Annotated in this window: 22 protein-coding genes and 1 tRNA gene; 12 read left to right on the top strand and 11 right to left on the bottom strand. The window is 36.6% G+C overall.

Annotated elements, in window-relative coordinates; translation table 11 throughout:
• Positions 1–82 precede the first annotated feature (82 nt).
• Positions 83–1,735: an anti-sigma factor domain-containing protein gene (locus tag ABE65_RS16360; protein WP_066397169.1), complete on the bottom strand. Its 1,653-nt coding sequence runs from the start codon at positions 1,733–1,735 to the stop codon at positions 83–85.
• The gene (locus ABE65_RS16355; RefSeq protein WP_066397167.1) at positions 1,736–2,167 is read right to left on the bottom strand and encodes a hypothetical protein; all 432 of its coding nucleotides are present in this window, start codon (positions 2,165–2,167) and stop codon (positions 1,736–1,738) included.
• A 171-nt stretch (positions 2,168–2,338) separates the two neighbouring features.
• On the opposite strand from ABE65_RS16355, the gene ABE65_RS16350 reads away from it, so the two are divergent.
• A complete protein-coding gene (locus ABE65_RS16350) occupies positions 2,339–2,599 on the top strand; it encodes a hypothetical protein (RefSeq protein ID WP_228116162.1) in 261 nt (86 codons plus the stop codon).
• A 105-nt stretch (positions 2,600–2,704) separates the two neighbouring features.
• Here the strand turns inward: ABE65_RS16350 and ABE65_RS16345 are convergent, their stop codons facing one another.
• Positions 2,705–3,055 carry a hypothetical protein gene (locus ABE65_RS16345; RefSeq protein WP_066397164.1) on the bottom strand — a complete coding sequence of 117 codons (351 nt, stop codon included), beginning with the start codon at positions 3,053–3,055 and terminating at the stop codon, positions 2,705–2,707.
• Positions 3,056–3,180: 125 nt separating this feature from the next.
• Here ABE65_RS16345 and ABE65_RS16340 point away from each other — a divergent pair, with 125 nt between their 5' ends.
• From ABE65_RS16340 to ABE65_RS16320, 5 genes are all read left to right on the top strand, one after another.
• Positions 3,181–3,726, top strand: coding sequence for a flavodoxin family protein (locus ABE65_RS16340; protein WP_066400273.1), 546 nt, complete (start codon positions 3,181–3,183; stop codon positions 3,724–3,726).
• 226 nt (positions 3,727–3,952) lie between these two features.
• Positions 3,953–5,776 (top strand): PAS domain S-box protein, encoded by a 1,824-nt coding sequence (locus ABE65_RS16335; protein ID WP_066397163.1) that lies wholly within the window; start codon positions 3,953–3,955, stop codon positions 5,774–5,776.
• 223 nt (positions 5,777–5,999) lie between these two features.
• On the top strand, positions 6,000–6,785 hold the full coding sequence (locus tag ABE65_RS16330) for a transporter substrate-binding domain-containing protein (protein WP_066397157.1): 786 nt from the start codon (positions 6,000–6,002) through the stop codon (positions 6,783–6,785).
• Between the two features lie 101 nt (positions 6,786–6,886).
• On the top strand, positions 6,887–7,546 hold the full coding sequence (locus ABE65_RS16325; RefSeq protein WP_066397155.1) for an amino acid ABC transporter permease: 660 nt from the start codon (positions 6,887–6,889) through the stop codon (positions 7,544–7,546).
• A 13-nt stretch (positions 7,547–7,559) separates the two neighbouring features.
• Positions 7,560–8,294: an amino acid ABC transporter ATP-binding protein gene (locus ABE65_RS16320; RefSeq protein ID WP_066397153.1), complete on the top strand. Its 735-nt coding sequence runs from the start codon at positions 7,560–7,562 to the stop codon at positions 8,292–8,294.
• A 44-nt stretch (positions 8,295–8,338) separates the two neighbouring features.
• On the opposite strand, the gene ABE65_RS16315 is transcribed toward ABE65_RS16320, so the two are convergent.
• Together ABE65_RS16315 and ABE65_RS16310 are read right to left on the bottom strand one after the other, a co-directional pair.
• Positions 8,339–9,247: a DMT family transporter gene (locus tag ABE65_RS16315; protein WP_066397151.1), complete on the bottom strand. Its 909-nt coding sequence runs from the start codon at positions 9,245–9,247 to the stop codon at positions 8,339–8,341.
• Positions 9,248–9,346: 99 nt separating this feature from the next.
• Entirely contained in the window at positions 9,347–10,243 is an 897-nt protein-coding gene (locus tag ABE65_RS16310) for a formate/nitrite transporter family protein (RefSeq protein ID WP_066397150.1), read from the bottom strand.
• 263 nt (positions 10,244–10,506) lie between these two features.
• Here ABE65_RS16310 and ABE65_RS16305 point away from each other — a divergent pair, with 263 nt between their 5' ends.
• Complete coding sequence (locus ABE65_RS16305) at positions 10,507–11,697, top strand: M14 family zinc carboxypeptidase (RefSeq protein WP_066397146.1); 1,191 nt, start codon at positions 10,507–10,509, stop codon at positions 11,695–11,697.
• A 44-nt stretch (positions 11,698–11,741) separates the two neighbouring features.
• Here ABE65_RS16305 and ABE65_RS16300 read toward each other — a convergent pair whose 3' ends face one another.
• Positions 11,742–13,013 carry an MFS transporter gene (locus tag ABE65_RS16300; RefSeq protein WP_066397144.1) on the bottom strand — a complete coding sequence of 424 codons (1,272 nt, stop codon included), beginning with the start codon at positions 13,011–13,013 and terminating at the stop codon, positions 11,742–11,744.
• A 33-nt stretch (positions 13,014–13,046) separates the two neighbouring features.
• A complete protein-coding gene (locus ABE65_RS16295; protein ID WP_066397141.1) occupies positions 13,047–14,354 on the bottom strand; it encodes an alkaline phosphatase family protein in 1,308 nt (435 codons plus the stop codon).
• A gap of 135 nt (positions 14,355–14,489) precedes the next feature.
• Here ABE65_RS16295 and ABE65_RS16290 point away from each other — a divergent pair, with 135 nt between their 5' ends.
• Positions 14,490–14,939: a hypothetical protein gene (locus ABE65_RS16290; protein ID WP_156499192.1), complete on the top strand. Its 450-nt coding sequence runs from the start codon at positions 14,490–14,492 to the stop codon at positions 14,937–14,939.
• A gap of 33 nt (positions 14,940–14,972) precedes the next feature.
• Here the strand turns inward: ABE65_RS16290 and ABE65_RS16285 are convergent, their stop codons facing one another.
• A complete protein-coding gene (locus ABE65_RS16285) occupies positions 14,973–15,746 on the bottom strand; it encodes a hypothetical protein (RefSeq protein ID WP_066397138.1) in 774 nt (257 codons plus the stop codon).
• A gap of 246 nt (positions 15,747–15,992) precedes the next feature.
• Here ABE65_RS16285 and ABE65_RS22370 point away from each other — a divergent pair, with 246 nt between their 5' ends.
• The 3 genes from ABE65_RS22370 (at position 15,993) to ABE65_RS16275 (ending at position 18,252) form a co-directional block, all read left to right on the top strand.
• The gene (locus ABE65_RS22370; protein ID WP_330998109.1) at positions 15,993–16,112 is read left to right on the top strand and encodes a symporter small accessory protein; all 120 of its coding nucleotides are present in this window, start codon (positions 15,993–15,995) and stop codon (positions 16,110–16,112) included.
• Entirely contained in the window at positions 16,109–17,707 is a 1,599-nt protein-coding gene (locus ABE65_RS16280; RefSeq protein ID WP_066397133.1) for a sodium:solute symporter family protein, read from the top strand. Before ABE65_RS22370 ends, ABE65_RS16280 begins: the two co-directional genes overlap by 4 nt.
• Positions 17,708–17,796: 89 nt before the next feature.
• On the top strand, positions 17,797–18,252 hold the full coding sequence (locus tag ABE65_RS16275; RefSeq protein WP_066397131.1) for a YndM family protein: 456 nt from the start codon (positions 17,797–17,799) through the stop codon (positions 18,250–18,252).
• A gap of 98 nt (positions 18,253–18,350) precedes the next feature.
• On the opposite strand, the gene ABE65_RS16270 is transcribed toward ABE65_RS16275, so the two are convergent.
• The 3 genes from ABE65_RS16270 to ABE65_RS16260 form a co-directional block, all read right to left on the bottom strand.
• Positions 18,351–18,426: transfer RNA gene (locus ABE65_RS16270), tRNA-Ala, on the bottom strand.
• Between the two features lie 166 nt (positions 18,427–18,592).
• Entirely contained in the window at positions 18,593–19,249 is a 657-nt protein-coding gene (locus tag ABE65_RS16265; RefSeq protein WP_066397129.1) for a hypothetical protein, read from the bottom strand.
• Positions 19,250–19,277: 28 nt separating this feature from the next.
• Positions 19,278–19,493, bottom strand: a complete 216-nt coding sequence (locus tag ABE65_RS16260; protein ID WP_066397127.1) for a hypothetical protein — start codon at positions 19,491–19,493, stop codon at positions 19,278–19,280.
• Between the two features lie 627 nt (positions 19,494–20,120).
• Between ABE65_RS16260 and ABE65_RS16255 the strand changes: the two genes are divergently transcribed.
• Entirely contained in the window at positions 20,121–21,161 is a 1,041-nt protein-coding gene (locus ABE65_RS16255; protein WP_066397125.1) for a hypothetical protein, read from the top strand.
• The last annotated feature ends 204 nt before the right edge of the window (positions 21,162–21,365 follow it).

The raw sequence follows: 21,365 nt of genomic DNA, 5'->3' as shown, positions 1-21,365 counted from the left end.
CACTATTGCCATAAAAGTTAGGTATCTATACGAATTGAAAACAAAAACCCCAGGACTCTTTATTCGTCCTGGGGTTTGATCATTATGAAGCTTCTTCTAAAAGAGGTTCTTCATTGACTGATTCTGTAACCTCTTTATTTTCTGTGTCTTGCTGTAGCTCTTTATTAGGTTCAGCTTGATTCACTTCTTGTGAAATGGCTGAAGTAGATGTATGGCATGAATGTTTTTGAGAATTTTGCTGGTAAGTAGCTAATGCTTTTTGTTTCAATTCAGCATCCGAAACATTTGTTGTTACTTTAATGCGTACTTCGATCGTGATACCATCGATGATAATCTCAATATAAATCCAATGCTCTTTCGGTTCTGGCTTAGTTTCTTCTTTAGGCGTTTCTACTTTGGGAGTCTCCTCTTTAGGAACCTCTTCTTTAGGGATTTCTTCTTTAGGGATTTCTTCTTTAGGAATTTCTTCTTTAGGTAATTCCTCTTTCGGTTTTTCTACCTTAGGAATCTCTTCCTTTGGAGCTTCTTTAGGAATGTTTTCCTTCGGTACTTCTGTCTTAGGTTTTTCCTCTTTAGGTAATTCTTGTTTTGGTCTGTCCTCTACAGGCTTTTCCTGCTTAGGTTTCTCTTCCTTTGGTGCAGTTACAACAGGCGTACTCTTCGTAGGTGCCTTGTGTGCGCTCTTGTCCTGCTCACTAACAGAAGGGGCAGGAGGATTTACATGCTTCTCTTGTTCAACTTTTACGGGTTTATCCGTTTGCTTTTCTTCCTTTTTTGGTGATACAGGAATCTCAGCGTGAGTAACAGGCAACTCAATGGTTTTCTTTCTTTGTGGTTCTTGTAGTTTTTCTTGAACAGGTACAATTTCCTTTTCTAACTTTACCTCGTTTTTTGAATCTTTTAGATCCAAGATAGGAAGAGGTGGTTCGTAAACTAGATCCTCTTTTTTATTTTCGGTGATATCAACGGTTTCAATATCCTCTTTTAGCAGTTCTTTAATCGGTCCTACTTTTTCTGAAATTTCTTTAATTGTAAGGCTTGAAATCTCATTCTTTGTTATCTTCTTACCAGACTTCTTAGCTGCTTTATAAATCGCATAGTGACCAGGTGACATTTTCATCTTTTTTGATTGTTCACGCTCTTCAGAACTCATGACAATTGTTGTCATTTCTATTGATTTCTTTTGAGCTTTTTCGGTCATGACTTTATTCACTTGTTGCTTGATTTCTTTTTCTTTGTCAGAAGGTACTTCCTCTGAGAGGGTTGTAGTAATTAATACTTCTTCTTTTGACTTTAGATAGCCTAGGTCTTCACACGTCTCAAAAATAAGATCAGTGACTATTTCAATTTCTTCATTCTTCCAATCTTCCAACCGATCAAGAACCATATGACCTTGCTGATTATAAGCATAAATATCAAGAACCTTCATATCCTCATCAATCTTTAATTCTAGACTTGGATCCATGTTTATACCTACATATGCATATGCACCAGGTCCAGAAACCGGTGCGAGAACTTGGAAGAACAGGAGAAAGATCGCTAATGCCACAGCCGTTCCGGTTTTCCAATTAAAGATAGAGAAAGCAGGTTTTTTGTTCTCTTGTTTAACAGGGAGACGGATTTCTTGACCGACTGTATAGGCGGCATTGGTCTTTTTTATTTTTTTAAATTCTCCGCCCTCAGCAAGAACGATGATATGGCGTTTGTTAACTTCTACAATAATCGCTTTGTTCATTTAGTGTTTTCCTCCTGTGCCAGGAACATATTGCAGCAACACTTGATAATTTTCTATAAAAATAAGGGTAAGAGCGGTTATGTATTCTCGCTGTTTTTTCATGGTGTGCTTTTGATGCTGTGTACTTTCATGATGAAGAAGGGGCAACCGTTTCCACGTTAGAAAATAATTACGCATCTCAGGATCTTTTGAGATTTCTTCAGCAACTCTTATGGCTTGTTGTCTGTTTTCGACATCCTTAGGAGTGCTGGAGACTAAGTGACTAAACTCTATTCCAAATTCTTTTAGCCGCATTTTAAAATGCGATATTTCTTTTACAGGATCTGGTTCATCCGTAGCATTCGTGCATAGACTCAACGATGAATGGGATGACGGTGTTTCAAATGCAGGCTGCAATGATTTATTTTTTTTCGTAAACCAACGGCGGATCAATTGTTCCCCCTCCTTCCGATGAATATGTAAAATAATATATTTCAAGATAATAATAACCAAATTATTATAGTATACTTTCCTATGAAAAAATAGGGAAGAAAGTCACAAGAGTAAATGTTTATGAAGTTTGATAGCACGAATAGATGGAAAAGCTGAGAAAGGGTGATGAAGTTGAAATATAATAAGGAAGATCGAGAAAAATATAGTGAAGCGATAGATCGTATGCAAGAGGGTTTAGACAGCATGATCGATCTGTACAACGAAGCTGAAGATGATGAAGAGTTGATTCAATATGATGAAGAGGTCATAGCGGCAATCAGGCAAGCTAAAGAAAGCTTTGGAGATGATTTTATCAACCAAAAGATAAACACGATCGTTAAAGAAGTGCTTTCGCTAATGCAAGGGGGTCAGACCCCCGACAAAGACAAATAGCGCTTCTTTGTTCATCTAAAGAGGACATTCTTGACTTCCAACATGAAATACCCGCCTTCAGTTGTATCCTGAAGGCGGGTGTTTGGTTGTATAATAGGATGCTTCTTATAAAACATACATGAAGATCGGGAGCATGTTCCAACATAACCATAGCGTGAAGATAAATAGAATGGAGATAGGAATAGAGACGGTATACTGTATCCACCTTGTCGTATCTGAACTGAGCTGCCAAACCTTTCGAACAACAAGGATAAGCACAGGTATAGTCAAGACTAGAAAGAATAATCTTACCCAATATACATAAGTCACGGTATCAGGTGTTAAAGAGACCAAAGAGATGAGGCACACGATACCTACTAAGCCATATAACGGCCAAATTACTTGTTTCACCTTCTTAGAATCATGTATCGTAAAAAGATAGAAAGCAATCATGCAGATGATGGTGTATACGATCATTGTAGACCTCCTAACCTGTTATCTTTAACTCTATTCTTTGTTATTATTTTTTATGAGATCTACTATGAGATCAAATGAATGCTAGCATTAATATGATGCATACTCGGAAGGTGATACGAATGAAAATCGCAGTGATTAACGGCAGCTCTAGAGAAAACGGAAATACAGACGCTTTGACACAAAAGGCTTTAGATGGGATTCGATATACTTCTTTTTACCTCAAAAACTACAAAATAAATCCTATAGATGATCAACGCCATGTTGCAGGAGGTTTTGATAAAGTTGAAGACGATTATGATGAATTAATCAGTCAGGTCTTACAGCATGACGTTCTTATCTTTGCGACACCTGTTTATTGGTATGGAATGAGCGGTGTAATGAAGAACTTTGTAGATCGGTTCTCACAGAGTTTAAGAGATGAAGCATTGAATTTTAAGAAAAGCATGAGCGATAAAAAAGCTTATGTTATTACAGTGGGCGGAGATCATCCACGAATAAAAGCACTTCCCCTAATCCAGCAATTTCAATATATATTTGACTTTTTGGGTACTGAATTTGCTGGCTATTTAATAGGAGAAGCAAACGCACCAACGGAGATATTCTCCGACGCTTTGAGCTTAGAAAATGCTCTGACGTTTAATAAAGCTTTATTGAAGCACACTGAAAAATAAATCAGTGTGCTTTTTTATAGGACGATTTGAAACGAGCGAAAAAAATCTCAGTAGAGTATTCATAGAAGAGTTAACGTGGTGTTCTATCCTAGATCTTTATGGGTTAACATTGAAGCGAATCCAAAAAGAGGAAAATAACACTTGTGTTTTTTTGTATTTAATAGAAAAATAGAGAAAAGGCATTTCTTGTAAATACTTTAAAAATAATTCAACAAGGATGTAGAACATGCGAGAGACTTCGTTTGAATTACAAAACACAAAACAAATGATGCACACGTTCTATGAAGCGGTAAATAACGGAATTATCGTTTTAGAACCATGTGGCACGATTCTTTATGCCAACACAAAAGCGTGTGGCATGTTAAGGTTGTCAGATTCTGATGTAGAAGGCGCATTTCTATACGAACTCCCATTCTTTATAACAGATCTCAATAAAGAAAAATGGTCACTGAAAGAAGCTTACCTTCATCTGATAAAAAATAAAACACGAGAATTTCAGATCGAAATAGATTTAATCTGTAAACATACAGGCTTTTCGTCTGCATTGTCTGTTTCTATCATTCCTTTTAACAGAGAATGGAGCGATTTATCTGTAATCACTCTAACCGACAATCAACAATTAAAACGTACGGAGAAAAAGTTGAATCGCAGTCAGCAACGCTTTTACTCATTAGTAAATTCAATGGAAGACACGGTTTTTACTCTAGACACTAATTTTGTACATACAGGGATATATGGACGATGGATGGAAAAACATTCTGTGAAACCTTCTTATTTCTTGGGTAAGACCGTAAGAGAAGTGTTTGGAGCGGAGATTGCAGAAGGACAAGAAAAGGCATGTCATCTTGTTTTGCAAGGTAAATCTCAGTTTTATGAATGGAGTAATGTCCGTGATGGTGAAAGACTCTATTATCAGGCTATACTGTCTCCTATCACAAATGATCAAGGTCAAGTAGAAGGAATAGTAGGAGTTTCAAGGGATATTACCCAGAGTAAGCGAATGGAACTAGGACTTCGAGAGAGTGAGGAAAGGTTCCGCCAGTTTGCAGAGAACGCAAAAGATATCTTTTGGATGCAAGATTATAATACACATCAGCTTCTATACATATCAAAAGCCTATAAACAAATTTGGGATGCAGAAGAGACAGATCTCATTGAATCTGTTTTTACTAATGTTCACTCTGAAGATCAAGAAGCAGTCTTAGCTTTTATCAAAATGATCGCACAAGGTGAATCACAGATTGAGTACCGCATACATGGGAAAAATAACAGAGTCCGCTGGATTCGAACGAGAGCATTTCCAATCACCAATGGCGAGGAAGAAATCTATAGAATCGCAGGAATTTCAGAAGATATTACAGATTTAAAAGAAAAAGAAGAGTTGCTTAGAAAGTCTGATAAACTCACAGTCGTCGGTGAGCTTGCGGCAGGAATTGCTCACGAAATTCGTAATCCGCTCACGAGTATTAAAGGTTTCGTCCAACTTATGAAAGCAGACATGGAAGATCTTCATAGTGAAATCATCTTATCAGAGATGGATCGGATCGAATCCATCATTACTGAATTTTTAGTACTGGCTAAACCGCATCAGGAAACTTTTTTTCAGCAAAGAAATGTAAACGATTTTATTAAACAGACGATCACGCTTTTAGATTCAGAAGCAAACCTTAAAAATGTTCAATTTGAAACGCATTTAATGGATGTCCCTCAGATTCTTTGTGAAGGAAATCAAATTAAACAAGTGATTATTAACGTGATCAAGAATGCGATTGAATCCATGAACAATGGAGGTACTATTTTTGTAGAAACAGGAGCACATGATGAAGGCTATGTCTTTATAAAAGTGACCGACCAAGGAGTGGGGATCGGTGAGGAGCGGCTTGCAAGACTTGGAGAACCCTTCTATTCCAATAAAGAAAAAGGCATTGGCTTAGGACTGATGGTATCATTGAAGATCATTGAAAATCATCATGGAAATATTACTTTTGAAAGTATGTTAGATATCGGGACCACGGTCACGATATTGTTGCCTACAAAGCTATTACCATAAAAGAAATTATAAAAGCGCATTTCAGTATATCTGAAATGCGCTTTTTTTGCTTGCTAAATAAGTGTTTACGAGTTTTTTGTAAAGGGTAACCATATACAAGATACATGAAAAGTCTGATCTTTTTGACAGATGAGAATTGACGTAAAATTGAGAACATTTCTAATTCATGCTACCCTTGTCTAGTAGGGGGATCTACAAAAAGGGATATTCAAGGAGGATAAGAATGAAAGATTTCAAAAAGAAGATTGGTATTTTAGTTGTCGTTTTTTCAATGTTTGTACTAGCTGCATGTGGCAGCAGTGAGTCAAGTGACGGGGGTCCAGAATTAAAGAACGAAGGAGAATTTAACTTCATCGTATCAGGAGAGTTTCCACCATTCAGTTCAGTTGATAAAGGTGGGGAACTAACAGGATTTGATGTTGCAGTTGGTAAGGCAATTGCAAAAGAACTTGGTCTAAAGCCTGTTCCAGAAAAGTTTAAATTCCACGGTGCTGTATCCGCTATTAAGGCAGATCGTTTTGACGCAGCAGTGGCAAGCCATACAATCACTGAAGACCGAAAGAAAGCAGTGAATTTCAGCGAGCCCTATTACTACTCAGGTCCGGTAATCTTCACAAGACCAGATAGTGATATCAAAACAAAAGAAGATTTAAAAGGAAAAGAAGTTGCTGTTTCAAAAGGTTCTACCTATGAAAAATCTGCACAAGATTTCACAGATCAGATAAAAAACTATGACAGTGATGCAACAGCATTGCGTGCGTTGAGTGAAGGAAAACACGATGCCGTTATTACTGATGCTATTACTGGTAAGCAAGCGATTGAAAAAGGATTTAAGATTGTTGAACAAGAGCAGCTTGGGACGAGTGAACAAGCGATTGCTATTAAAAAAGAAGATAAAGAATTACTGAAAGCGGTAAATAAGGCATTAAAGAAAATGAAGGATAACGGTGAGCTCGCGAAGCTTAGTGAAGAATACGTCGGTGCTGATATCACGAAGAAGCCTGAATAATGGTGGAGCCGCCCTCATGAGGTTACGTGTAGGGTGGCTTTCTTTTATACAGAATGTTAATACACCATTAAAAAAGAGAATGAAAAGGGGAGGACAATGGCATGTTTGATCTCGCACACATTTTAGACGTATTAGTAGAAAGTTATCCACTCTTCATGAAGGGACTTTGGGTCACCCTTCAACTTACCTTTGTATCGGTTTTAATCGGTACGGGAATCGGACTCATTTTTGCATTATTTAAAATCTCAGGAATTAAAGTACTGAATTGGATTGCCAATATCTATATTGCACTTATACGCGGTACACCGTTAATCGTACAGATATTTATCTTTTATTTTGGTCTAGCGGAGTTAGGGATTTCCGCCTTCTGGTCGGCTGCATTTGGTCTTGCTATGCATAATGGTGCTTATATTGCCGAGATCTTCAGAGGCTCTATTCAGTCAGTAGATAAAGGACAGATGGAAGCAGGACGCTCTTTAGGTATGACGTATGGTTTGGCGATGAGAAGAATTATCTTGCCACAAGCCTTTAAACGAGCACTACCGCCGCTAGGTAACCAATTTATTATTGGTCTGAAGGATTCATCACTAGCATCTTTCATTGCCCTTAATGAGTTGTTTAGTATTGCGACAACACAAGGTTCTAGAACATTTGATGAGATGACGTACTTGATTATTGTTGGTCTATACTATCTAATCCTCGTTCTTCTTTTCACTTTACTCGTTAATCTTTTAGAAAAGAAACTATCTGCTGGAGAATAGGAGGTGCTTTGATATGAAAAAAGAGATGATACGTATTGAAAACTTAAAAAAGAGTTTTGGAGATCTGGAAGTATTAAAAGAAGTGAATTTAAACGTACAAGAGAGCGAAGTGGTGGTCTTAATTGGAGCCAGTGGTTCTGGAAAAAGCACTCTTCTCCGATGTATCAATTTTCTGGAGATAAAAAATGGTGGAAGAATTGTCATTGAAGGGGAGGAAATCGATCCTCAAACACATAACTTGAACGAAGTACGTCAAAGAGTAGGGATGGTCTTTCAGCATTTTAATTTATTCCCTCATAAAACGGTACTCGAAAATGTGATGGAAGCCCCTCTTCATGTGAGGAACCAAAATAAATCAGAAGCTGAACAAGAAGCAAAAGCTTTACTTGGAAAAGTGGGGCTTTCGGATAAGTCAGATGTTTATCCGGCCAAATTATCTGGTGGTCAGAAGCAGCGTGTTGCGATTGCAAGAGCCCTAGCGATGAAACCGGATATTATGTTGTTCGATGAACCCACATCAGCTCTTGATCCAGAGCTTGTAGGAGAAGTGTTAGCCACGATGAAAGAACTTGCGCAAGAAGGCATGACGATGGTCGTCGTAACCCATGAGATGGGCTTTGCAAAAGAAGTAGCAGATGAGGTCGTTTACATGCATGATGGACAGATCTGGGAAAGAGGGAAGCCAGAAGAGCTTTTCGATGCCCCAAAAGAAGAGCGTACAAAAGATTTCTTAAGTTCTATCCTATAAAGATGCAAAAAGGTGCAGCGATTATGCTGCACCTTTTCTAGTGGTTATTTTTGAGCGGCAGAAGTTTGAACGGAGATTCCTGCTCGTTCTTGTATAAGAAGAACGGCACCTAAAACAAATAGAATACCGATACCTTGAACAAAAGAGATGGATTCTTTGAATAGAATCACTCCCATCAAGGTAGCTACAACCGGTTCGATCGTAGACACAATGGAGGCTTTGCTTGCGTCGATCTGTTGTAAACCTTGTGTATAGAACCAATAGGCGAATACGGTTGGAAAAAGACCAAGACCGATTACATTCATAACAACGGATGGACGGAAGACTTGGATATCAGTAGAAGTGATACCACTGATCGGAAATAGAGCCAGCATGGCAAAGAAAAAAGTGTAGATGCTGATGGTTAATGTTTCATATTTTCGACTAGCTAATTTACCAAAAATACTGTACAGAGAATAGCCAAAACCTGCCCCTAAACCGATCAAAACACTCAATATGGAGAGTTCTAATTGAGCCGAGAACAGACCTGAGACGAGTATACAGCCAAAGAAAGTAGAAGCGAGAGCAACCAGCTTCTGTCGGGTCAACGGCTCTTTAAAGACAAGTGCTGATATCACAAGTACAAAAGCTGGAGCGGTGTACAAAAGAATAGCAGCAATAGCAAGAGAGGACGTTTGTATCGTCGTAAAATAACACCAATTAAAAAAGGAAACACTTAAAATCCCTGTACCTAAAAAATACCAAATATCTTTAAAATGAATCCTTAAAAGACTAGGATCCTTCACAACAATCCATGTAAGGAATAATAGAAATGCACTGGCAGCTCTTAAAAAGACAATCTGTAACGATGTAAAACCGGTCAGTGTTAGCTCTTTAACAAATAAACCGATGATTCCCCATAGAGATGCACCGATCGCAACGTATAAAAAGGCAAGTTTAGTTTGATAAGGCAAATTGGTTCATCCCCTAAAAAATATTCAAAACCCTACTGAAACTCTAACAAAAAACACCTTTACTGTATATGACAATAAAGGTGTTTTACATATGAAGGTTTATTCTATCTTATGTTTTATCTTTTCTACTTCCTCTTCTTCCTCTTTTACTATATCATCATCAATGTCTTCTTTAAATGCAAAGGAGAGCAATAAGGAGACTAATATACCTCCACCAATCAAGTTGCCAATCGTTGCAGGAATTAAATTAAGAAGAATAAATTCATACCAACTATATTCAAAGCCTTCCAAAACAGTAATGCTAAAATACCCCATGTTCGCCACGGCGTGTTGGAAATTACCTGCCTCAAATATGATAACAGGTAAAAGAATTCCAAAAATTTTACCCATTACATCTCTTGCTGCCGTAGCAAGAACAGCTGCAATTCCGATAAGCCAGTTTGCAAGAATACCAGAGAATAATACTTGAAACCAACCCCATGTCCCACGTTCAGTAAATTCCATCTTTTTTTCCATGAACTTTAGTAGGATCTCATAGAATTCTTTGTCTAAGGAACCGGACATATTAAGAAGAAACCCAACAAATAGAGCTCCTAAGAAATTTCCGATATAACAGATGCCCCAAAATCGAAGTACCCTTTTACTGATCCAATACTTGGTTTGTAAAATATAGCTGGGCAGTAAGACATTAATCTCTGTAAATAGAATCGATCCTGATAGAAAAATCATCGTATATCCGATAGCAAATCCAACCCCTGATAAAAGGTTAAAAGGACCAGACGTTTCGACCCCCATGGATAATAAAACGGAACCTAATGCGCCAAATGCAATAAAAGCACCTGCCATAAAAGATAAAATGAATTGTGCTAAGTTTGAAACTTGTAAAGATGCCTTTCCTTCTTCAATAAAATATTCAATAATTTGAACTGGAAAAAAGTATTGCCGATCAGGAACAGCTGCTTTTTTGCTATTGTTATTGTCTTGATTCTCTTTCATGTTCTGCATTCCCTCTTATTATGTCATCCTCGTTCTACTACTCTTCCCATAATTTAAAGGATGCAAAACCAAATATGAATAATTTTATACAATAAAAATCATTATTTACTTTTATATACCAAATTTATGTGAGGTTTGACTTAATTCCAGTAATCAAATTGAAACATTAAAGGCGACTATCCTCATGCGAAGCGATACATTTCCTTATCTATACTATTAATATACTCAAATAATAATAGTTTCCGTTGAAAGGAGAGAAGACTTTGAAAAAAGGTTTAGTGTTGTTTATGGGGATATTGCTTGGGAGCTTATCATTTTGGAATTATAAGGGAGAAGCAGCAAGCTATGTAAATCCAAATCAAACGTATACATATGAAACGATGACGAGTAATATCAAAACACTTGCTCAAAAATATCCTGGATTAGTCCAATATCGTTCACTTGGGAAAACGCCTTATGGCAGAGATATTTGGGCAGTGAAGCTTGGTAGAGGTGATGCGACAGTACTATACAATGCATCTCATCATGCCCGGGAGTGGATGACGACAAATATTGTGATGGAGATGATCGATCAGTATAGTGAACGCTATGTAACGAACAGTACAATGGATGGTTATAATGTGGCAAACGTATTGAATAACACATCGATCTGGTTTGTACCGATGACTAACCCCGACGGTGTCACACTTCAACAAAAAGGCCTATCTGCTTTTCCTGCAGCAGCTCATGCTAACCTCATCAAGATGAATGGGGGAAGCAAGGATTTTAAAAGATGGAAGTCAAACGCACAAGGGATTGATCTGAACAGACAATATCCTGCACGGTGGGAACAGATTGCAAATAATGCAAAAGCTCCTTCTTATAAAGACTACAAAGGTAGTGCTCCACTTGTGACGATAGAAGCAAAAGCTATGACTGTTCTGACGAATCTCGTAGATCCTGAGATTACAAATTCTTATCACACAGCTGGGAGAATACTATATTACCATTTTAATTATGGAACAAATACCTTTGAGGGGGACAAAACGCTTGGTTCGACCCTGGCTAATATGACAGGCTATCGACTCATTCCTCCTGATACTCAGCTATCAAGTGGTGGTGGATACAAAGACTGGTTCATCCAAACCTTCAAACGTCCTGGCTTCACGTTTGAACTTGCTCCATATGCAGGAGAGACGAATCCGCCAATCACGATTATTAATGAAGAATGGACAAGGAACAAAAAAGCAGGACTTTATATGGCAGTAGAAGGGGATAAGCGTTGGGAGAAACGTATAACACCAATTACAAAAACCATTACGCTTACTCAAAAAGTACCGCTTTACGATCGCCCTAATGTCAATCATAAGATGGCAGCAGCGAGCCTGTATCCAGGGACTTATAAAGCGAATGCAGCGTATGGAGACTTTTATCGCATTCAAACCATACTTGGACCAAAGTGGATTGTAAAATAAAGCACAAAAAAACTGCTCTCTGAATCCTAGAGAGCAGTTTTTTTCTATGCACTAATCGTATGAGACGAATCCACTTTTGGTTCTGGAACAAACATAAGAATCGTAATACCAATAATGAACAGAACCACAAGGCTGAACACAGCACTAGCAGAATTTCCAGTCACTTGAGCGGTTACAGCGATTAACAACGGCCCCATAATGGAAGCGAACTTACCGAAAATATTGTAAAAGCCAAAAAATTCATTCGAGTTTTCTTTCGGAACAAGTTTAGCAAAATAGGCACGGCTTAACGCTTGAATGCCACCTTGAGACGTAGCAACAAGCATGGCTAAAATCCAGAAATCCATTGTTGTTTCTAAGAAATATGCATAAATACAAACGATAATGTAGACCCCAATTCCAACATATAGCATCTTCTTCCCAGTAAATCTCTCTGCTAACCTTCCGTATAGAATGGCAAAAGGGGCAGCGACCACCTGTGTTACAAAAAGGATGATTAAAAGGTTAGTAGAACTAATGCCAAGATCTGAACCGTAAGCAGTGGACATCGTAATGATCGTTCCTACTCCATCAATATAAAAGAAATAAGCGAGCAGAAATAAGAACAGAGCTCGGTACTTTCGTATTTCTTTCATGGTTTTTCCTAAACGTTTAAAGCTGTTGATTAAAGGCTTTTGTTCTCGTTCGATGCCGTACTTCTGATAAACGTTCTTTAACATAGGAATTGTAAAAATCCCCCACCAAATCGCAGTAATTAAAAAGGCGATTTTACTTGCAATCGTGGTTGAGATCGGCAGAACTTCATTTTGTGCCAATACGATAATCGCGATACTGATTAAAAAAGGAATCGTACTCCCGATATAACCTAAGCCGAAGCCTCTTGAAGATACTCTGTTCATTCTATCTTCTGTCGTTACATCAGTAATAAAAGCATCATAAAAAACATTGGATCCGCTTGAACCGATCGCAGTTAGCGTATAAAAAATTAATAATAAGAGCCATTGATCACTTGGAATAAAAGCTAATGATGCGGTAGAAATAAGACCGAGTGCAAAAAAGAATGTGAAGAATCGCTTCTTTAATCCTTTGTAATCAGCAATTGTTCCGAGTATAGGGCTAAGCATCGCTAAAATAAACGTGGCAATCGCGATTGTATACCCCAAATAAGCCGTTGAATCTGATGGACTGATTCCTGCGTTTGTTGCGGCTGCTTTAAAGAACAAAGGAAATACAGCTGTTGAGATAATAATCGAATACGCTGAGTTTGCCCAATCATAGTACATCCAGCTATTCTCTTCTTTTGTAAACCGTTTCATAGGTTTTGTCCTCTCTCTACTAGAATTTAAAATCTAGCTGGTTAAAAAATCTTGCACGACTTTACCATCTGTTTCTCCTAAATCTAGACCTAATAGTTTAGCAAACGTCGGCCCTTCATCGATTAAATGCATGGAAGGAACAACAACATTTCTTTGTATCCCTTTACCTGCTAATAACAAGATAGTAGTGTAGTCTTCTTTTTTAGGAGAATAACCATGGCAAGCATGTGTGAACCGTTTTTCCCTTACATCTTGATCTGTAATGTTGTTTAGAAAAGAGCCTTGATGTTCTTCGTTAAAATAAAAACCTCGTCTAGCTTCTACCATAAACGCACATTGATCATCAGCACCGGTTGCAGCCGCTTGTTCTTGACTGTAGATCTTTTCAATACCATTTCTTTCATCAATCAATAAGTGGTCCAGCAGTTTTTTCACTACCTCCTTTGTTTGTAGATCAGATGAATCCTTCAAGTAAATATATGCTGATCCATCACAACTTTTGCAATAGGCTATCCAATTTTGTATAGCCCCTTTTGAATCAGTGTCTATTAATCCATGTTCTTTTAATAGTACATTCAGTTTAATAGCTTTGCTCTCATCTAGTGCGCTATGATCTCCTAATACGGCGATCGTCGTTTCTTCATATATACCAGCTTCCTGTAAGGATTCGACAATTCTTCCGAGTCTATTATCATGTCTTTTTATCGCATCCATTGCTTCATCAGAAGAAAAGCCATGATAGTGCCTCTGTGAATCAAGATCTACAAAATGAACAAGTAATAATTGTGGTTTTTTAGTTTTAATCGTATGTATCGTGGATTCTAAAACAAAATCATCAAGCTCTGGTTGGTTCAAACCATTGCGCACATGTCCGAATCGACGGTTCAAGTCAAGTTGATATCTTTTACTTCCGTTTAAGAGAGAAACAGGAATCTGGTGGTGCCACTTTCGGTTCGCAAAAATTTCGGGCATGTTGTAATCGATGTTCGCTCTTGCAGTCACTGGCCAAAGAAGAGCACCGGTAGTCATACCGGCTTTTTTTGCTTCATCATATAATGTAGTCCCTTTAATATGTTTTCTGTGCCAATACCAATCTGGAGAAGCTTTACCTGGCTGTGTTAACGTGTTGTTTACGATGCCGTGATTTTTGGGATAACGTCCTGTAACGATCGAAGTATGACAGGGATATGTTACAGAAGGATAGATCGTCTCTACCTTTTTGCAATATGAGCCTTGATCCAATAATTTATTAAAATGCGGAAGTTGCTCTAACAAAGGAAAATCAAGAGAAGAAAGACAGTCAAATGAGATGACTACTAAATGATTGGTTAGACGTGACATAACACTCCTCCAATATTTGCTAAGATTAACCATTCTTATATAAATGATAGCATATGGAAATCTAACGCGTGTAAAGTCTATGTGTGAAATATTAAAAATCATACCATTTACTTTCCAAACTTTGTAAGTTATGTTATGAATGAATTATCTCATTGTATAGCGGGTGATGAAGTGATCAAATGGTGGTTAGGTGTTGTATTGATGTTTTTTATTACAACTGGTGTCATTTTGTACGTGTTTACGATGGATTACGCTTCTGAAAAAGCGATGACAGAAATTACGAAAGAATTAAAGTCGAATGAAGATGAGATCTCAAAACTTCTAGAAGATCCAGAGATTAGAAAGTACATAGAAACAGGTAAACCTCCAAAACAGAATCTACCGTTCACAACTAAAAACGAAGCTGTTGAGTTTATTTCTGAAAGATACTCCGTTCAAGAATTAGCAGGGATAAGAGAGAAAGTCAGTAAAGGTTTGAACGAAGAGGAAAAGCTAGCGGTATATGAAAAACTGCTAGAAAAAGTAACAGATGATGAGTTGATGGCACTGAAAGTAGTTGCCTTAAAAGAAATAAAGAAAAAATAAAAAAGCCCCCTACCTAGGGCTTTTTTGGTGTCTTTAAAACGATACTCTGATCTTTCCATCTACTTTTGAAATAAAGTAGCCTTGATTTTCGCCCTCTTTGACTTGAATGGCTTCGCCTGTTTTGATGACTTCTTGAATTTGATCTTTAATCGTGGGATGCATATCGTATAGAACATCTACGTTTACGATAGAAGTCATATTGATACCCGTGCTAAAACTCATAATCATTTGATCGCTAGAATTGTCATACATTACAAAACAATCACTATCTTCAATCGCATAAAGGGAAGCATCATGTTTCTTTGCGATGGCTACTAGATGTTTTAAGTTCTCATGTGTGTCATCCATTAAGCTAACATATGTGTAACCGTCGATGATTTTAGTTTCAGGTAAATGTACTTGCTCTTGCTCTTCTTGTTTAGGTGTTGCCTCCACATTTTTTGTTTGTGGCTGAACAGCAGGCTTTGGTTCAGGTTTGGTTGTTTGAGTTTTATTTTCTTTAGGCTCTTTGGAAATCTGTGGCTGTTCTACTCTTTCTTTTTCAACTGGTTTTTGAATGGTTTCTTCATTTTTAGGTTGAACAGGAACGTTCACTTTCGATGCTGCTACTAGTTTTTCATTATCTTTGACATCATTTTGTTTAAGTATCAGAACTTCATTTGATCGTTCAGAAGTAAATGCCTCCTGTTTAAGTGGAGCTTTTTGTTCTGTCGCTCTTACCTTGCTCTCAAAATCATTATTGTTTAATACCCCGATTGTAAGTAATGCAGTTGCAGTAAAGATAACTGTACGTTTTTTGAATTTCAATGTTAAATCCTCCTCAATGTCTTGTTATTTATTAGACGAGGGAAGTGCTAATATGGTTTCACTTATATTACAGAAATATTTCATTAATGTTACAAAAGGGCCTTTTTTCAGTAAAAAATAGAAACTTTAAAGGGGATTTTTAGGGCGAAAAGAAGACTTTTATATAGAAATGATGGGGAGGGAAGATAAGGAGTAAAGTTTTGAACATTTTGAAAGCGCATTCAATTTTGGGAGGAGAGTGAATTTATGCTAGGAATGGAAGATGGACTTATCGCATTTGTATGGGTGGCTACCCTTGTTTCAGCACTAGGGTGTGTGGTTTTTGGAGGCATCATGTGGAACAAAGGAGGTGATGACTCAAAATGAATTTTGCCGTCCTCATTCCGATTCTTATAATATATATGGGTATCATGTCTTGGTTGGCTTATTATGGATATAAAAAAACGGTAACAGAATCAGATTATTTAGTGGGTGGAAGAAATATTCATCCTGTTATCATGGCGCTATCTTATGGTGCAACTTTTATTAGTACGTCAGCCATTGTTGGTTTTGGTGGGGTGTCAGCAGCTCATGGATTCAGCTTGTTATGGCTTGCCTTTCTTAATATCGTACTAGGTATATTTGTAGCATTTGCGATTTTTGGAACAAAAATCAGAAAGCTTTCACTAGACCTTAACGCTACTACGTTTCCTACTCTGTTAGGAAAAAGGTATGATTCAAAATTTATCACTGTTTTTTCAGGAGCAATGATTTTTATTTTGATGCCAGCTTATACAAGTATTGTTTTGATCGGTGGGGGAAGATTTCTTCAAGAATCACTTTCGATGAACTTTAATCTTGCTCTTATCTTACTGGCTGCAATCATTGGCATCTATGTAGTAACAGGTGGGATTAAGGCCGTTATGTATACCGATGCGTTTGGTGCGGTTGTCATGTTGGTAGGAATGGCTATCTTTTTATTTGTTACCTATCAAGCAGTAGGTGGCATTATGGAAGGGCATAACGGATTAACGGCAATGAAAGATCTTGTACCTCAAGCTCTTGTCGATCAAGGTCATCAAGGCTGGACAAGCATGCCTGAATTTGGATCGCCGCTTTGGTGGACCATTGTAAGTACCATAATCATGGGAGTTGGCATAGGAGTATTGGCGCAACCTCAACTCGCAATGAGATGCATGACTGTAAAAGATGATCGAGCACTTTATCGTTCTGTCTTAGTCGGCGGTGTTTTTATCTTTTTTATGACAGGTGCAGCTTTTGTGATTGGCCCGTTAAGCAATCTTTATTTTTATGAAAAAACGGGTGAGATCGCGTTAACAGCCGCCAAAGGAAATGTTGATCTTATCATTCCAATCTTTATCAATCAAATCATGCCGGAGTGGTTTATCTATCTGTTTACACTCACATTATTATCCGCCACAATCTCTACGATAAGTTCACTCATTCATGTTCAAGCCACAGCGTTTGGCCAAGATATTTTAAAAACTCTTGGTGTTCAATCCTTATTTGGATCAAAGCTCAACCCTTCACGAATTGGCGTGCTCATTGGAGTAATCGCTGCTGTCATATTAGCTTATTTACTACCAGCTGGAATTATCGCCCAAGCCACTGCTTTTTGGTTTGGTATCTGTGCTGCTGGATTTATGCCAGCATTGATAGGAGCTCTTTATTGGAAAAGAGCTACGAAGTCCGCAGCCATAGCAAGTATGATCGTTGGTTTTTCTGTGAGTATTATCGGATTCCTATTCTTACATCTTAAAGAATCTGTTGCTATTGGCTTATCACAAGCGTGGTTTAGAAAACCGGCCATACTTCCTTACCCATGGACACATATTGATCCTCTATTCTACGCGTTACCTTTATCAACAGTCGTATTCATTATGTTTAGTTTGCTCGATAAAAGTTCAAATATGAAGCTGGAGAAGGAAAAAGAGAGCATTCTCCAAGCAGTTTCTGAATAAAGTACATGTTTTCGAAATCAAACGATAGGTAGAAGTATGAACCTCCACTATTTGTTGCAAACTAGGAACAGATTAAGGAGGTTTTTTTTATGGAACAAGTAAAAGTCATTATGATGAAATTTATTGTGTGTCTAATCGCATTTTGGATCGGACTCGATCTCTTCTTTGACGCTTCGATCAGTGATATTGTTTCTTTTGCGGTTACGACGACTGTTATCACTTACATCGTAGCTGATCGAATCCTCTTACCTAGAATAGGAAAGAACAACACGTTGATGGCAGAGTTTATTCTAGCGTATATGGTGGTTTGGATTTTCGGATCGATCCTGTTGAATGGGTATATGCAGATTGCGTGGGGAAGTGTGATCGCAGCTGGTATTATCACCGCTACAGAAGTTTTTGTGCATCAATATTTATTAAAGCACATGCCTTCAAAAAATAGAGATAGAACTGGAAGGCAACAAAGAAGATTCAGACCAGGTTTCAGATATGCAACTGAATTTGCTGAAGAACAAGATCCAAGGAATAAAAATAGAGAAGAATAAATGGAAGAAAGTATCATGCGTTTTAAAGCATGATACTTTTTGTGATTTTTGTTCAAAAAAATCCCTTGAGTTAACTCAAGGGATTAATTGCTTATGTATGGTGGAGACTAGCGGGATCGAACCGCTGACCTTTTGGCTGCCAGCCAAACGCTCTCCCAGCTGAGCTAAGCCCCCAATGTATGCTGGTAATTTATCAACGCTTTCATTCATTCTGTTAGTTTGATTATACTGATTTGACCTAAATACTTCAACAAATTTTCATATTAAAAATCGGTGCTAGTTATTACACCGATTTTTCTTAAGTTAGTAGTGATTATATCATTTCATATAAACCCAAATACTAGTGCAATAAACTAGTTAAAGTTGTAATTCCATAAGTTTTATTTAATATTTCTTTTGGACAATGATTTAAAAAATACTGTGCACATGTAGGATTATAAACAATGATATGAGGGTAACCTTCATTAATTATCATATCACCTGGAATTCTCCATTCCCGCTCATGAGTCCAGTCAACTATGTCCCAATCATTATCTATCTTATATTCAATATCTACTATACGCCACCACTCTTCAGATGGCAAAAAAGCCTTTGCAGTTTTCGATTCTTCGTAAATTACTGGTCTCCCCCCATAGTAATGGTAGATGTAAGGTTTAACAAATGAAAGTCCCACTCCACAATATCTTAGTTTTTCATAATTATTTCTCTCTCTTCTCTGCCTTTCGTGTTCGACATTTTGAATTAACGCATATAAAGGAGCATCCTGGAAACATACTGCTTTTTGTTTTCCAATTATAAAACCTGGTTTGGTTTGACTACCTATTATTTTTCCTTCTTTTAAAATTTTTATTAGATTATCAACTGCTCTAAGATTTATATCCTCAAAACTCAAACAAGAAAAATCAACGCCGCTCGGTTTTGTTAAATGAGTTAATCTGCCAGTTAAATCAGTTCTACTAGCTACTCGTTTACCCCATTCTTTTATAGTTATTCCCATAATAATTTTGCCTCTCTTTTTAGAAAATTTACATATATTTCTCTCCTAGAGCTACAACTAGATAAAGAAATCCAAATACAGCACCAACTCTCACCAAAGGTAAAGATAGTGCCTTTGGTATTTTTAGAACTTCTAATAGTTTTTCAAGAAGTAACGCTAATATAAATACTCCGAAAAAGGATATTCCTAATATAAATGCCATTTTGTTTAAAACGGATGTATCAACAGAACTTAAATCTAACAATTATTTATCCTCACTTTCTAAATATCAATCCATATATCATATATCGGAATGTAAATTGTCACGTGAAGTTTTGTTAATAAAACCCTGCTCTCGATTCAAAAAATGGAGGGGGGTACTTTATAGTATTCAAGTTGAAAGAGTTGTCACATAGCTAGGTATCACACTTAGGCAAAGACCCCGTATTATATTTTTACGATACGAATGGAAATAATCCCAAAATTAACTATTTATTACTTACAGGTATTTACTTTATCAGTTAAGTCATTTATAATAAACTAGTTATTACAAAACATTAAATTATAAACCAACAACATACTAAAACATAAAGCTAACATTGATTAGCGTAAACATTAAAGCAAAAACTTGGCTTATTTCTATTATCTTTGACTAAGTTTTTGTCTCCCACTTATTTGTTTATGCTTTCGTGTTAGCTTTTTTTGTATAAATCTATACATATCTATTATAAATTAAGTATAAATTTGTACAGATTCTATGAATTAATAATAAATTCGGTGTCTTAATTTATACATCTTCTAGACAGTAGATACCAAATAAAGAACATAAAGAAAATAACATAAACCATAACATTAATCGGAAGGTGATACTTATATTGAATGGAGATTATTTATGACAAAAAAAACTGAAGATTACTTTGTAGCGATGCCTAACTGTATGTTTGCTTTTGATACAGACTTGTATGTAACTGATGAGGAGTTTTTGCTTTTTTATTATTTAGGTACAATCGTACAAGCTCGAAATCCACATCTCGTTTTAACAAATATTGAATTTCTAAGCTCAATAATGGTGTCTTTTGATAGCAATTCTTCTAGACGAAAATCAAAGATAAAGAAAGCATTATTAAGTTTAGAAACGAAGGAATATATTTCTATTCACCACACTTCTAGTGAAATAAAGAATAATTCCAGTTTAAAAATAAGCATTATTGACTTAAAACATCCTATTTACACTAACTCAGTAAAAAGTGGAAAATGGACTTATATGGGATTCACCCAGATAACGGAAAATATGTATAGTAGTGTAAAAAACGGAAAACAACTCAAGATAATATCATATGTTTCTTGGCGTTCTCAAATAGATTATAGAATATCTTATTATGAATGGGAGCGGGTTCTAGATGTTTCACACCAAACTGCAGTTAAACTTATCTCTGAGTGTCAAAAAAAGGGTTTAATTATTAAACATAGAGGAGATTATTTTATAACTCCTTCTGGAGAAATACGTCAAGAAACCAACAGCTATGAAATAAACAAAAAAAAGTCCACAGAATTCAACTTAGCAAAAGAAATAAATACTAATGCTAAGTCTGAAACTAAATCAATGATGTCTATTGAAACGAGACCTAATAATTGGTTTGAAACTGGCGATGACAGCTGGTTAACAGAAAACGATTTTTATATTTACTTAACCAGTAAATGTTTTGTACTAAAAGAACATGCTGACAAAAGAATTGCTGGAATACAAAAAAGTGAATGTGGAGCGCAAAAAATAAAAAACAAAATGGAAAAGGCGGAAAATAGAATACGACAAGCTATTTTAGAGAATGAGAAATTATTAGATAGTCAGAGAGATATGATTGATACCAGAGAAACTACTTATATACCACAGAAAAGCAAGTATGATATTAGCCATATAATTGGGAATGATTAATCGATAGCAAGAACTAAGGTATCCCGATGTTTGCAAAGAGTTAATTAATTCTGAGTGTATTACACTCAGAATATTTTTGTGAAATTTTATTAAACAATGAATACTTTATTTAGCATTTGGTTATAATAAATAATTTTAGTTAAATGTATATTCTCTTCTTTATTTGGTAATTCTATTTATCAATTAAATTAAAAGGAGAGATTT

Origin of the sequence: Fictibacillus phosphorivorans (assembly GCF_001629705.1) — a bacterium.
GTDB lineage: Bacteria > Bacillota > Bacilli > Bacillales > Fictibacillaceae > Fictibacillus > Fictibacillus phosphorivorans_A.
This window is presented reverse-complemented; position numbering and strand designations above follow the sequence as displayed.

Excerpts from the sequence above, each read along its gene's own strand:
- ABE65_RS16360 (WP_066397169.1), bottom strand. The coding sequence starts at position 1,735 with ATGAACAAAGCGATTATTGTAGAAGTTAACAAACGCCATATCATCGTT.
- ABE65_RS16345 (WP_066397164.1), bottom strand. The coding sequence starts at position 3,055 with ATGATCGTATACACCATCATCTGCATGATTGCTTTCTATCTTTTTACG.
- ABE65_RS16335 (WP_066397163.1), top strand. The coding sequence starts at position 3,953 with ATGCGAGAGACTTCGTTTGAATTACAAAACACAAAACAAATGATGCAC.
- ABE65_RS16330 (WP_066397157.1), top strand. The coding sequence starts at position 6,000 with ATGAAAGATTTCAAAAAGAAGATTGGTATTTTAGTTGTCGTTTTTTCA.
- ABE65_RS16325 (WP_066397155.1), top strand. The coding sequence starts at position 6,887 with ATGTTTGATCTCGCACACATTTTAGACGTATTAGTAGAAAGTTATCCA.
- ABE65_RS16320 (WP_066397153.1), top strand. The coding sequence starts at position 7,560 with ATGAAAAAAGAGATGATACGTATTGAAAACTTAAAAAAGAGTTTTGGA.
- ABE65_RS16310 (WP_066397150.1), bottom strand. The coding sequence starts at position 10,243 with ATGAAAGAGAATCAAGACAATAACAATAGCAAAAAAGCAGCTGTTCCT.
- ABE65_RS16300 (WP_066397144.1), bottom strand. The coding sequence starts at position 13,013 with ATGAAACGGTTTACAAAAGAAGAGAATAGCTGGATGTACTATGATTGG.
- ABE65_RS16295 (WP_066397141.1), bottom strand. The coding sequence starts at position 14,354 with ATGTCACGTCTAACCAATCATTTAGTAGTCATCTCATTTGACTGTCTT.
- ABE65_RS16290 (WP_156499192.1), top strand. The coding sequence starts at position 14,490 with ATGAATGAATTATCTCATTGTATAGCGGGTGATGAAGTGATCAAATGG.
- ABE65_RS22370 (WP_330998109.1), top strand. The coding sequence starts at position 15,993 with ATGCTAGGAATGGAAGATGGACTTATCGCATTTGTATGGGTGGCTACC.
- ABE65_RS16280 (WP_066397133.1), top strand. The coding sequence starts at position 16,109 with ATGAATTTTGCCGTCCTCATTCCGATTCTTATAATATATATGGGTATC.
- ABE65_RS16275 (WP_066397131.1), top strand. The coding sequence starts at position 17,797 with ATGGAACAAGTAAAAGTCATTATGATGAAATTTATTGTGTGTCTAATC.
- ABE65_RS16265 (WP_066397129.1), bottom strand. The coding sequence starts at position 19,249 with ATGGGAATAACTATAAAAGAATGGGGTAAACGAGTAGCTAGTAGAACT.
- ABE65_RS16255 (WP_066397125.1), top strand. The coding sequence starts at position 20,121 with ATGACAAAAAAAACTGAAGATTACTTTGTAGCGATGCCTAACTGTATG.